The organism is Marinomonas sp. BSi20584 (assembly GCF_002792415.1).
Lineage (GTDB): Bacteria > Pseudomonadota > Gammaproteobacteria > Pseudomonadales > Marinomonadaceae > Marinomonas > Marinomonas polaris.
In genome coordinates this window covers 195484-208140 of the sequence record NZ_KZ454872.1, presented here as the reverse complement: position 1 = coordinate 208140, position 12657 = coordinate 195484, and the positions used below count along the sequence as shown (strand labels likewise).

Here is a 12657-nt window from a genome sequence, read left to right as displayed (position 1 = left end):
TAGCAAAATATTTTAGAGCTAGCGATACTGGTATTTTTTATGAAAAAAAACTCGATATTAACGCGGCATAACACCACAGGATGGCTGTTTGCGTCTCCCGGTTTCGGCTTGATGCTTCTATTTATTGTCATTCCATTTATTTTAGCTATTGCATTCTCTTTAACGAATCAGCGCTTGATGTCCCCTAACGCAGCAGAGTTCGTGGGGTTAGAAAACTACAACAATATGCTAGATGTAGGCATTTTGGTAGTTGATCCTGAAATCGATGCTAGTGGCAACATTTTAGTGGATAAGAACGGGGACAATAAATACCCAAGACTCAGAAAATTCACCCGAAATAACCCTGATTATCCCAATGTACAAGGGATGAAAGAGTGGTTCTCATTCTCTTGGGGAGAGCAAAAAGTCGCGATTATGGCCAGTGATCTTGTGTTTATGAAAGCTCTGGTTAATACCCTTACCTTCGTGGCGTTTGTTGCCCCTATTCAAGGTGCTTTGGCACTCATATTGGCATTACTAATTAACCAACCATTACGCGGCATACAGATTTTCAGGTCGATATATTTTATGCCTGTCGTTGTATCGATCGTGGTCGTCTCTTTGTTATGGCGTTTTATCTATGACGGCCAAAACGGACTATTAAATAGTGTGCTGAATACTCTCACATTTGGTCATTTCAAAGCAGTGGACTGGCTGGGTAATCAAGATACGGCGCTCGGTTCAATCATGGCTATGTCTATTTGGCAGGCGGTAGGTTTTCACATGATTATCTGGCTATCAGGCTTACAAACTATCTCTCCAACACTCTATGAAGCAGCGAAAATTGAGGGTGCAAGTCCTTGGCAGACATTCCGCTACGTCACATGGCCAGGCTTACGTAATACGGCCGTATTAGTCGTAATCGTCATTACCATGCAAGCCTTCTCGCTATTTGCGCAGATCGATGTGATGACAAGTGGCGGTCCTCTGGATAGCACTCAGACTATTGTTTATCAGGCAGTAGAACGCGGTTACGGAAAGCAGGATATTTCTGGAGGCTCAGCGATGTCTGTCGTGTTATTCCTACTCGTTTTGAGTATTTCCCTACTGCAGCGCTACTTAACACGGGAGAAAAACTGATGTTTCAACTAGATACGGACAACCCAACATTGCGCTTAATCGTGCGTTATATGGTATTGACTCTCATCGCTCTCATTTTTGTCACGCCGATTCTTTTTATGATGATGTCGTCACTAAAACCTGATCAACAGTTGTTAGCAGATACATCCTCTATTAAAGCGTTTCTACCCATTGGGGACATTAGTTTTGACAACTATAAGGCAGCCTTTGAACGCGCTCCCATTGGCATGTTTATGCTGAACTCACTCCTTGTAACAGGCGTGACGGTTGTACTTGGTCTGCTAGTTTGTTCGATGGCAGGTTTTTCGTTTGTATTCCTCAACTGGCGAGGAAAAAGCATCGCTTTTTCCATTATTTTAGCCACTCTAATTGTGCCTTTTGAAACCATAGCGATTCCAATGTTGTTGATGGTTTCAAAATTGCCTTGGCTTGGATTAGATGGCTTTAGCTGGGGCTGGTTAAACAGTTATCGAGTGCAAATTATCCCCTTTATCGCCGACGGTCTAACCATTTTCTTGTTCGCTCAATACTTTAAAGATTTGCCTAAGGAGCTTATTGAAGCGTCCCGAATAGAAGGCTGCAGTTGGTGGCAGGTTTACTGGAGAGTGGTTATGCCTTTGTCTGGTCCGATCATTGCCACAGCTGCAATTTTGAAGTTCCTAGCCATGTATAACCAATATTTATGGCCAATCATGGTGACGCAGCAAGAGCAATATCGCCCGGTATTAGTTGGCTTACAGTACTTTTTTCAATTGAACACGGCATGGGGAGAAGTTATGGCATATCTCACCATAATCACTGTGCCTGTCTTAGCTTTTTATCTCGCTTTACAACGCGCATTTATCGCCTCTATCGCATCGACAGGTGTCAAAGGATAGGCTTTTTTTTTGGAGTAATAAAAATGACAATAGCATTAGAAAAAAAATGGATATGGGACAGCTGGTATCACAAAGAAGGTGATGTTTGGCATGGCTATTTCCTGCAAGCAGATAAGTCACTTATCGATCCTGAGTTGCGCCATTTAAATGTCACTCAGGCTCATGCAATATCAAAAGATTTGATCGATTGGGAACATTTAGGCACCTGTTTTGAGCCTTCGACAACAACAGCCTGGGACGACTCCACAACTTGGACCGGCAGCGTGGTAAAAGACGATGATGGCTTATATCACCTCTTTTATACTGGCACCTGTTTAGCCGAGAAAAGTTTATATCAACGTGTCGGTCACGCAATAAGCGATGATCTGCATAATTGGAAACGTGTGGGAGACGGCTTGTGCTTAGACATAATCGGCGAAAATGCCCAATATTATGAAGACCAGCATCAAGTAGGTCATTGGCATGATCGAGCGATGCGAGACCCATGGGTGATGAAAAACCCAAATGGCAAAGGCTGGTTAATGTATTTTACCGCTCGTGCACCAGGCATTGAAGAACCCAATGCTGGCGGCGCAATTGGCTTTGCTACCTCTGACGACTTGTATCACTGGGAGCTACAAAAACCTGTTTTTGTTGGCGGCTTTGGCCAATTAGAAGTACCACAAGTGTTTGAACTTGAAGGCCGTTGGTACTGCTTATTCTGCACATCGTCTTCTCATTGGGCCGATGCTTTTATAAAAGCTCGTGCAGGTAAACCAGTCACCGGTAATCACTATTTGGTTGCGGACAACCCTGAAGGGCCATGGAGCCTCCCAGAAAGTGAATTCCTAGACGGCGATGAACCATGCTACCGATATGCTGCACGCATCCTACAAACCGATACTGGCCCCGTTATCATAGGTTTTCATGATCAAGGCCCAAATGGCTTTGTTGGTGAAATTTTAGATCCTGTCGCAGTACATGTGAATGATGAAGGATTGTTAAGTACAGACGATAACAATAAAAAAGGACAGTAGTCATGGCGGATTTACAGCTAAAATCCATTGAAAAAAACTACGGCTCTACTCGTATTATTAAGGGCGTCGATATCGATATCAAAGACGGCGAGTTCGTTGTTTTTGTTGGCCCTTCTGGTTGTGGTAAATCCACTCTTTTACGCATGATAGCAGGGCTTGAAGATATTTCTGGTGGAGAGTTAACCATAGATGGAAAAGTCGTCAATGACTTACAACCAAAGGACCGAGGGATCGCCATGGTTTTCCAATCTTATGCCATTTTTCCTCACATGACAGTACGAGAGAACGTTGGCTTTGGATTAACCGTATCTGGCGTTCCCAAAGATGAAAAAGTGCAGCGGGTAAACGAAGCTGCACAGATTCTGCAAATGGAACATTTGCTGGATCGTCGCCCTAGCCAGCTGTCTGGTGGTCAAAGACAACGTGTTGCGATAGGTCGCGCCATTGTTCGTAATCCTAAAGTGTTTTTATTTGATGAACCGCTCTCGAATTTAGACGCCGCCTTACGGATGGATATGAGAATGGAGATTTCAAAGCTGCATAAAAAACTCGATGCCACCATGATTTATGTGACTCACGATCAGGTTGAAGCGATGACATTAGCAGACAAAATCGTCGTACTCAAAGATGGAGAAGTGCAACAAATTGGATCACCAATGGAGCTTTTCCATAAGCCAGCAAATCGCTTTGTCGCGGGGTTCCTTGGCTCTCCATCAATGAACTTTGTGAAAGTAAAAGTGGTGGCTCATGATAACGACAGCATAACCGTCAGTTCAGACGTTATAGATGAGGTGGTCTTACCTAGGCACAATCGTGATGTTGCCGTTGGTGACACTCTTGAGCTAGGGATTCGTCCTCAGTATTTAGAGCCTCATCACGGTGAAGTCAAAGGTTCGATGCATGGCCGTGTGTCATTATCAGAACGTCTTGGTACCGAAACCGTGCTAGACATTACATTAGCAGATGGCAATAAGGTAATTGCGTCTATTAATGAAGATAAAGTATTTGAAATCGACGAAGAAATAAGCCTGTGTTTTGATATCGAAAAGGTTCATGTCTTCTAAAAAGACGAGCAAATTTTATTAAAACAATCATGATAAAGAGCCTCATTAAAGAGGCTCTTTTCATACAAACTAAGCTCGACTAGAGCAAAAAGTTAACACGTCATCAATTGGCAGCGGATGGCAAAAAAAGTATCCTTGAATTGTTTGAGCGCCTAACTCTTGTAGCACTTCCAGCTCTGCCAAGGTCTCTACACCTTCACCGAGAACGTTGCTTTTGGTTTCTTTTGCAAAGCCGATTAAAGCGGCAACCAAGGCTCTTTTTCTATGATCTGAATTGATATTAGAAATTAAACTTCTATCTAATTTAATGATATCTGCTTGCAGCTCCAGTATATGCTGAAAACTTGCAAAACCCGCTCCAGCGTCATCAACGGCAAGTCGCATGCCTCGTTCCCGAAAAGGCTGAATAGCATCGCGAAATGCCTTGTAGTTTGGAATACATTCTCGCTCAGTCACCTCCAAAACAATTCTATTCAAAGGTGCTTTATCTAACATGGCTTGCAGATAAGGCGAGGTAAGATGCTTAGGAGAGATATTGAGGGTTATGTAATACTGCTCTGGAATATCAGGCAACAAATTAAGCGCCTCCTCAATGGCAAATAACTCAAGTGCTTCACCAATACCAGACACATTAGCTTTATTAAACCAATAATCAGGAGAATGATATGGTTCGGTTTGAAAGCGCGATAAACACTCAAAGCCTTGAACGTTCTTACTTTTCAAATCATAAATGGGTTGGAGGACAACATTCAGCCGTTTTTTATGGATGATATCGAAAATATCTTCACGGGCTACTTGCTGTATTTTTGAAACAATAAGTTCTTTTTCTATTTTACGCGCTGCAAATTTTGCGAATAGGGTTAGAAGCGATAGGTCTTTATTCGATAATGATTGATCCGCACGCTCACTGAAACAGCATAAAGTGCCGTAAATGGAGTCGTCTGATAGATAGATTGGTACGCCAATGTAACTACCAATATTCAACACTTTGGTGACTGCTAAGTCTTTTGTTAGTTTGTTTTTTGAGGTATCTGGAATGATATTTGGTAGTTTTTTATCCGCGATCAGCCGGCAATAGGTTTCTTCATTTTTATCTTTATGACCTTGATGAAGAACAGTGGTACAACCAACACTATTATCGACATGTAGCATTTCGCGATAACCATGATGAAAACGAGATAAAAAAGCCGTGTCCATTCCCAAGTGCTGACGGATGGTTTGAATCAAATGATCTAAGTCCTGATGCAGCGATGCTGTCAGAAGATCTTCTTCAATTTCCTCTTCGCTCTGCATATTTAAAATAGCAGACAATAAGTCAACATCATCGTTTATTTTCAGCATCATTATCTCGTACACTCTCTACCTCTGAGAATTTATCTATATGCATTGGATATGATGAAAGTCATCCCAAAAACTAAGCAAAGGATAACAAAGACACTGACGTTCTTACTGTGTTGTTTAGACGTTATTAGGTAACCAATTGAGTCTATCGTTGTTTCTTAATGTCATTATGTAAATAAATGAATCATTAGGTAAATAGGCTAATACACATCCTCTAAATAACGCCCTTGCGCTTTTAATGAATCAACATTGATCTGCAAGGGTTTAAGAATGTCATTAATTGCTTGAGCAACGCCAGCAGCCATGTCTCGGCCACCACAAACAAGAATTTGCGCGCCTTGCTCTAACATTTGTCGAACGGCGGTTTGATCTTGTAACAACTTATCTTGCACATAAGTTTTTTCAGTAATTTGATCAGTGGCTTGGCTCTTTACCTGAGAGAAAGCCGTTTGTAGTCCAGTTAAACGATGATCCTCAAGGTAGCGACCTAGGTCTGGCTGATAAAGAAAATCAGCCTCTTCATTGCGTCCGCCCCAGTAAAGGAACATAGGATTGCGCTGGGTATTTTTGCGAATAAAACCCGCCAACGGTCCAATACCCGCACCCGCACCAATTAGAATCACTGGATTGCTGCCAAGTGCAGGACGAAACTCAGGGTTTTGACGGATAAAGCCTTCAATACCGCCGCCGATTATTAAACCGTGCAAATACCCAGAACAAACACCATGAGGCTGTTTACGTACACAGATTTCCAACACGCCATCGCTTGTTGATGACGCCAAGGAGTAGAAACGCGCCACGTCGTCTCCCGGCGGCACAATACCCAGTAAATCACCGGCTTCAAAAAAAGGTAATGAATCCTTACCAGTAGCGCTAAAACGAAAAATGCTCGTGGCAGCCAAGCCTTCTAGACCATAGTCTTCACGATCTATCAGTGTCAGTTTTGCGGTCGGAGTCGGCAGAGGGTTATGAGTTAAAGCAAGCGGAATACCGGTCACATCAGCAATATCATTACCCCATTCCCGAAATTGTGCAGAAGAACCTCGATTGATCAAACCTACCGAATGAAGACGAGCTATGCCTTTGTTTTGCAGAGCTGCATCCACATCTAGCGCATACTGACAGAATTGCGAAAACTGCTGATCACCGAAGCCCAATACGGCAAATTGCAGGGTCTGATCCGGCCGAAAGCTCCCTAATTTTGTTAAAAAATTATGGGCAGAAGACGGTGCATCGCCATTGCCGTAGGTCGAAGTTAAAATAAACAATCGCTTAGCTTGTGGATAATAATCCTCCAATTGGTTCATCTCAGCGCAATACACCCTACAACCCGCTTTACAGAGGTTTGCTTGCAGATCTCGAGCAAATCCCCAAGTTATATTGCCCTCTGATCCGACTAAAATAATGGTATCCGCTTGCTCAAAACTCACCTTGTTAGTCTGGCTATTGGTTTGGGTAATGGCCGAACGGCGACGAATCCACCAAGACCGAGCACCAGTATAAGACAACACCGGCATAGTCAACGCAGAAGCTCCTAGGATTAACCCTAACCACCACAAACCTTCACCTGTGTGGAGTTTCGTCACCCACTGCTGAAACGCACCGCTTTCAGGTAAAGGCTCAAAAGAAAGCCATTGCCCTGTTGATTGATCGACAAAACCAGCACCATGGCGAGTCGTTAAAGAATAGACATCTTGTCGGTCATTAGGAGCAGGAAAGGTGAGCTCTCGCAGTTCACTTAAATCTATGTTTTTTAATGCTATTAACGAACTAACAGAAGCTGGCCGTCCACCCGATACAGCATTCGGGAACTCGGCTTCTACATAAGTATGATCGGTAAAGACACCAAAGCGCAGTGCTGACATATAGGCACCGGTTAATGAGGACAGTAGCAAACCAAGTACGGCGAAACGCGCTAACTCCGAATGAATGCGTTTGCCGCCTTTGCCTTTAAAAGGTCTAACTAAGGCTTTCCAACCACCAATGCGACGCACCAATAAAAAGGTTCCAGAAAGACAAATCAGCACCATAAAACCAGCAGTCACACCTGCCATAATTCGGCCGGTGTCACCCAATAAAAATGAGCGATGCAGATCCTTTAACCAAACCATAACAGCGGAAGGTTGGTACGGTGCAATACTTTCGCCAGTTAACGGATTAACCAAGTCTGCATGAGACTTTTCATCTAGTTGATAATGCACAATGACTTCGCCAGAAAGATCTCGTTCTATACGTTCGGCTTGTGGAAAATGCGTCACTACATGTTGCGCCAGCGTTGCAACGCTTACCTCACCTACTGCTGGAATCATAGCGGCGGCTCGATGAAATGTCGGCATCAAAGACAGCACCGCACCAGTACAGGCCAGCGTTATGACAAACAACATCACAGCTAAACTTGGTAAACCATGCAACTTGCGTAACATAACCTTTACTCCACCCGCTTATTTAAGATCGTAAGTAAATGACATCACATATCCGGACCCGATTACTGCTTTGCCGGATCCTGCCGTTGTCAAAGGCGTCGACACATCCGCTTGGTTGCTGTTTGCGTCTTCGACAGCGCTATCAATCACTATTTTATAGCCAGAGTCGATCAAGCTATTGTCTATGTTCTGGGTAATGGTTAACGATCTACCGCTGGTGATGCTTGCTCCAGTTTTGCCGTCGTATTCAGCACTTTTTTTACCGCTTGCACGAGACCAGCCACGTAAGTGTGAATAATACTTACGTTCTTTTCCTGCAACCCAAATCGTCTGCTGGTACTTGTCATTGGCGTCCATAAGATAAATCGCAAAATACGCGCCGCTGCCATTGTAGCGAGCCAGTTGGGTAGTAAAGGTTACTTCACGAGCCTGTGCTGACATGGACAATGCCAAGCCTGAAAAAATGCTTAACGCCAATAGAATGTGTTTCATCGTGGTTTCCTTTTATGTCTGTTAAGCACACTCTATAACCCTTACCTGACTCTGAGCTGAACGCGAATGTTTTTCTGAAAAAGACACAAGTTCTTAAGAAGGCACAAGTTCTTAAGAAGGCACAAAAAGCTAACAAGACAAAAATCCGCGTCATTCAGGTTAATGTCAGGTCGATGAGCTATGATGAGCAAAACAATAGAATCAGAGATACAGCATGCGAGTATTGTTAATAGAAGATACAACTGGGTTAGGAGAAGCCGTTCGGGATCAAATTCGGGACGACGGCCACGCTGTAGATTGGGTGCAAAGCCTGAGTTTTGCCGAAGCCAGCGTGAAAGCCACCAGCTATAATTTGATTCTGCTCGATCTCATGTTACCGGATGGTAATGGCTTTGATTTTTTAAAAAGCCTAAGAAAATCCGGAGACTCAACGCCCGTTATCATTCTTACCGCTCGTGATCAGGTGTCTGACCGAATTGAAGGACTAAACGCCGGAGCCGACGATTATTTAGTAAAGCCTTTCGACCTTTCTGAATTATCCGCTCGTGTCGGAGCCGTTGCTCGACGTTATCGTGGCGATCCAAATCCGCTCGTCAAAATCGGTCATTTAGAAATAGATCTGAGTGAACATCGCATCAAGGCGAATGGACAAGCCGTAGAATTGACTGCGCGTGAATGGGCGCTATTCGAAGGCTTTGTACAACGCCCAGGGACGCTTCTATCTCGCTCGCAGCTTGAAGACCGCTTGTACCAATTCGGTGCCGAGATCGAGAGCAACACCATTGAAGTTTACATCAGTCGGTTACGCAAGAAACTGGGCCGAGATGTCATTATTACTGTCAGAAACATGGGCTATCGTTTGGAGACTTATGAGCACTAACGCTAGCTTAAAGAAAAGCCTGAGCATAGGTCTGACTTTGGGGGTCTCATTACTTTGGCTATTCGGCGCCATAACTTCGGGTTTGGTGGTGCAAAAGGAGATGAACGAATCTTTCGATAAAGCGCTCAAGAAGTCTGCTCAACATATTCTGCCCTTGGTGATTGCCGATTCTTTTAAACAAAAAAATAACGATAGTCTCGGTATCCCAACGCTAGAAAACGATGATGAATACCTCACCTATGTGGTTAAAGATCAGCAAGGCAATGTGCTGTTGCGCTCTAAAGATGCCAATCCGCAGATATTTGGCGAAGACCTAAAAATAGGTTTCTCTAATACCTCGACCCATCGGATTTACACCACATCCGCATTAGAACACCGTGTTTATATTGAAGTGGCTGAACCGCTAGAACACAGGGAAGAAGATCTCATGGAGGCAGCGATTGCACTACTGCTTCCCTTACTGTTTTTAGCACCAATTAGTTTGTTAGGTATCTGGTGGATTATTCGATTGTCTCTTCGTAAAGTCGTTATCTTTCAACATGCTATTGAAGAACGTGGCGCAGGGAATTTATCGCCAGTGGAAATGGAAAAACTACCCAAAGAATTTAAACCCATTGCGGTAGCCGTCAATCGCTTGCTCGAGCGACTACGCCGCATACTAGAAGCAGAACGCAGTTTTACCGCCAACAGTGCCCATGAATTACGTACACCTCTGGCGACAGCGTTGGCTAAGGTGCAACGAATCAAATCGGTCACACAAGACGAGCAATTAAAACTGCAAATTACTGATGTTGAAAGCTCGCTCAAAAGCCTATCAAAACAGTCTGAAAAATTACTCGAATTAGCCAAAGCAGAAGGCGGTGGCGCCATCTCACAACAACAGCATAATCTTGTACCTATATTGAAGATGATTGCGGGCGACTTTACTCGTCAGTCACCAGAACGCATCAAATTAATCTTGCCGACAAGTGATATTAACTCTTTGTTAGACCCAGATGCCTTTGCCATTCTAGCGCGTAATCTGATTGAAAATGCGCTCAAACATGGTCGAGCTAATCGTCCAGTGGAAGTGAGTTTGCTGGAAGATGGAACGCTGCGAGTGGTGAATGAGTGCGATCTTGTTGCACCGCAAGATCTCGCCTTGTTGCGCAATCGGTTTGTGCGAGCAAATACGACCGCTTCCGGCTCAGGTCTAGGGCTAGCGATTGTCGATGCCATTACCTCAGGAGCGGGAATTGCCTTGCAGCTCAAATCCCCAGCGGCGGGTAAGCAAGACGGCTTTGAAGTGGAATTAAATGTTAACCCTAGAACCGGAAGTAGCGACTAAGTATAGCCAGCTTCTATGCATTAACATCGTCGTAGTTTTTTTGCGCCTGTTTTACCTGCTCTATATTTTGCTCTGCCCAATCAGCAAACAGCTCAATCGTTTGGGCAAAATCATGCCCTAAGTCCGTTAATTCATACTCTACTGTCACTGGCACGGTGGCAAAAGCAGTACGAGTTATCAGGCCATCTCGTTCTAGTTGCTTGAGCTTTTGAGACAAGACTTTTTGCGAGATACCTTCTATTTCACGTTTAATTTGATTAAACCGAAATGAGTCTTTTCTTAGTAACCTAATAATTAATAGTGTCCAGTGATCAGCCAGACGATCGAAAAAGGCTCTTGCTGGGCAGCCTTTGGCATAAATACTATAGGATAAAGGCGCGTTATCTTGGTTCAAGGTAGTTTCCCTCAGGTAACCTAGTCACTAAAAGGTTACTTCTTGTATAGTTAGTTTCTAAAACATACTATCAATTTTGTTGAAACAAGACGAGGCCTTACCTCGTATTCATATAATCAAAAGCATTGGAGTGAGTAATGAAAAAGACAGTAGTGGTTTTCTTCTCAGGATATGGACATACCAAACACGTTGCCGAGTACGTTGCAAAGGGTGCTAACGCAGAAAGTATTCAAATCGATGAAAATGGCGATATTACAGACGCGGATTGGGATACATTAAACGCGGCTGATGCCATTATTTTTGGTGCCCCAACTTACATGGGTGGTGCACCTTGGCAATTTAAGAAATTTGCTGATGCAACATCTAAAGCCTGGTTTACTCTAGCTTGGAAGAACAAAGTATTCGGTGGTTTTACCAACAGTGCAAGTTTAAATGGTGACAAACAAGTCACTCTTATTTACCTACAAACGCTTGCATCTCAGCATGGTGGCATTTGGGTAAGTTTAGGACTTCCACCATCTAATACGCTTGCTGCTACACGCAAAGATGTCAATAATCTAGGTGGTTCTGTTGGCGTTTTAGTTCAGTCTCCATCTGACGCTGGTAACGACGCTATTCCTGAAGGCGACCTAGAAACAGCTCGTCTTTACGGTGAACGCGTTGCGCACATTGCAAGCCGCTTCAATTAATTAAGCATTATTTTGGTGTTTCAAACGGCATGGCTTTCCATGCCGTTTTTTGTCCATCCTAAGCAATGCTATAACCTCTACATATTTTCCAATTCGTCCACATAAGTTGTCTCTTTGTTCCTTTGTAAATCGCCGCTTAAGGTGCTTTAATTCCCAACTATTCGCTGGTATTAATTGTTAAAATTACAGCGTTCACTCACAGTCCGAAGAGGAAACACCCATGGTTACTGCTATCATCATGCTTTCTGTTGAGAAAAAGCACATCAACCAAGTCGCTGAAAAATTAGCTTCCATCAAAGGCTTGTCTGAAGTTTATTCAGTTAGTGGTCCATACGATATCGCCGCTATCGCTCGTGTTCAGAACAATGACGAAATATCTGAGTTGGTGACACAACACCTTGCACAGATTGATTACATTTTGAAAACAGAAACCATGTTGGCATTTAAGGCTTATTCAAAAGACGATTTAGAAGGCATGTTTTCCGTTGGCGCTTAACCTTTAATATCTTTTTTGGAGCGTTCGATTATGAGTCATCTTCACACTGGATCTTGCTTGTGCGGTACGGTTAAATTTGAATTGGAAGGCGAGTTTAAGAAGTTCTTCCTTTGCCATTGCAGCCGCTGCAGAAAAACCTCTGGCACAGCACACTGCGCCAATTTATTTGCGCCGGGTGCTACGCTTACTTGGTTGAGTGGCGAAGATAAACTCAGTTTTTATCGATTAGAAGACACAAACTTTGCTCGTACTTTTTGCTCTGTGTGTGGCTCAAATTTGCCGACTGATGCGAAAGCTCGCGGCTTAGTTGTCGTTCCTGCTGGTTGCTTAGACACTGACGTTGATATCACGCCGCAAGCGCATATTTTTATGGACAGCAAAGGCAACTGGGATGAGCACTTAGCAGATATTCCAGCGTTCGAGGCGATGCCAAACTAAATAGCCAAACTAAATAGCCAAACCAAACAATGAATTAAGCAGTCATTAAAAAAGCCAACGAGATGCACGAGCATCGACATTGGCTTTTTCAGTACTATCT

Annotated in this window: 13 protein-coding genes; 9 read left to right on the top strand and 4 right to left on the bottom strand. The window is 43.6% G+C overall.

The window, feature by feature from the left end:
- The first annotated feature begins 39 nt into the window (after positions 1-39).
- From TY87_RS05940 to TY87_RS05925, 4 genes are read left to right on the top strand one after another with little or no spacing between them, the layout of a single operon-like run.
- Positions 40-1119: a carbohydrate ABC transporter permease gene (locus TY87_RS05940; protein WP_100186366.1), complete on the top strand. Its 1080-nt coding sequence runs from the start codon at positions 40-42 to the stop codon at positions 1117-1119.
- Positions 1119-1997: a carbohydrate ABC transporter permease gene (locus TY87_RS05935; protein ID WP_072838530.1), complete on the top strand. Its 879-nt coding sequence runs from the start codon at positions 1119-1121 to the stop codon at positions 1995-1997. The genes TY87_RS05940 and TY87_RS05935 overlap by 1 nt, the downstream gene beginning before the upstream one ends.
- Positions 1998-2020: 23 nt before the next feature.
- Complete coding sequence (locus TY87_RS05930; protein ID WP_100186365.1) at positions 2021-3013, top strand: glycoside hydrolase family protein; 993 nt, start codon at positions 2021-2023, stop codon at positions 3011-3013.
- Between the two features lie 2 nt (positions 3014-3015).
- The gene (locus TY87_RS05925; protein ID WP_100186364.1) at positions 3016-4077 is read left to right on the top strand and encodes an ABC transporter ATP-binding protein; all 1062 of its coding nucleotides are present in this window, start codon (positions 3016-3018) and stop codon (positions 4075-4077) included.
- A gap of 69 nt (positions 4078-4146) precedes the next feature.
- On the opposite strand, the gene TY87_RS05920 is transcribed toward TY87_RS05925, so the two are convergent.
- The 3 genes from TY87_RS05920 to TY87_RS05910 form a co-directional block, all read right to left on the bottom strand.
- Positions 4147-5421 (bottom strand): sensor domain-containing phosphodiesterase, encoded by a 1275-nt coding sequence (locus tag TY87_RS05920; protein ID WP_100186363.1) that lies wholly within the window; start codon positions 5419-5421, stop codon positions 4147-4149.
- A 197-nt stretch (positions 5422-5618) separates the two neighbouring features.
- On the bottom strand, positions 5619-7841 hold the full coding sequence (locus TY87_RS05915; protein WP_100186362.1) for a PepSY domain-containing protein: 2223 nt from the start codon (positions 7839-7841) through the stop codon (positions 5619-5621).
- An 18-nt stretch (positions 7842-7859) separates the two neighbouring features.
- On the bottom strand, positions 7860-8333 hold the full coding sequence (locus TY87_RS05910) for a DUF2271 domain-containing protein (RefSeq protein ID WP_100186361.1): 474 nt from the start codon (positions 8331-8333) through the stop codon (positions 7860-7862).
- Between the two features lie 214 nt (positions 8334-8547).
- Here TY87_RS05910 and TY87_RS05905 point away from each other — a divergent pair, with 214 nt between their 5' ends.
- Both TY87_RS05905 and TY87_RS05900 read left to right on the top strand, forming a co-directional pair.
- On the top strand, positions 8548-9213 hold the full coding sequence (locus tag TY87_RS05905) for a response regulator transcription factor (RefSeq protein WP_100186360.1): 666 nt from the start codon (positions 8548-8550) through the stop codon (positions 9211-9213).
- Positions 9203-10540, top strand: a complete 1338-nt coding sequence (locus TY87_RS05900; protein WP_100186359.1) for a sensor histidine kinase — start codon at positions 9203-9205, stop codon at positions 10538-10540. Before TY87_RS05905 ends, TY87_RS05900 begins: the two co-directional genes overlap by 11 nt.
- Positions 10541-10553: 13 nt before the next feature.
- Here TY87_RS05900 and TY87_RS05895 read toward each other — a convergent pair whose 3' ends face one another.
- A complete protein-coding gene (locus TY87_RS05895; RefSeq protein ID WP_072838537.1) occupies positions 10554-10934 on the bottom strand; it encodes a winged helix-turn-helix transcriptional regulator in 381 nt (126 codons plus the stop codon).
- A 137-nt stretch (positions 10935-11071) separates the two neighbouring features.
- Here TY87_RS05895 and TY87_RS05890 point away from each other — a divergent pair, with 137 nt between their 5' ends.
- From TY87_RS05890 to TY87_RS05880, 3 genes are all read left to right on the top strand, one after another.
- Positions 11072-11623: a flavodoxin family protein gene (locus TY87_RS05890; protein WP_072838538.1), complete on the top strand. Its 552-nt coding sequence runs from the start codon at positions 11072-11074 to the stop codon at positions 11621-11623.
- Positions 11624-11843: 220 nt separating this feature from the next.
- A complete protein-coding gene (locus TY87_RS05885) occupies positions 11844-12119 on the top strand; it encodes an Lrp/AsnC family transcriptional regulator (RefSeq protein WP_072838539.1) in 276 nt (91 codons plus the stop codon).
- Positions 12120-12149: 30 nt separating this feature from the next.
- A complete protein-coding gene (locus tag TY87_RS05880; RefSeq protein ID WP_100186358.1) occupies positions 12150-12557 on the top strand; it encodes a GFA family protein in 408 nt (135 codons plus the stop codon).
- Positions 12558-12657 lie beyond the last annotated feature (100 nt).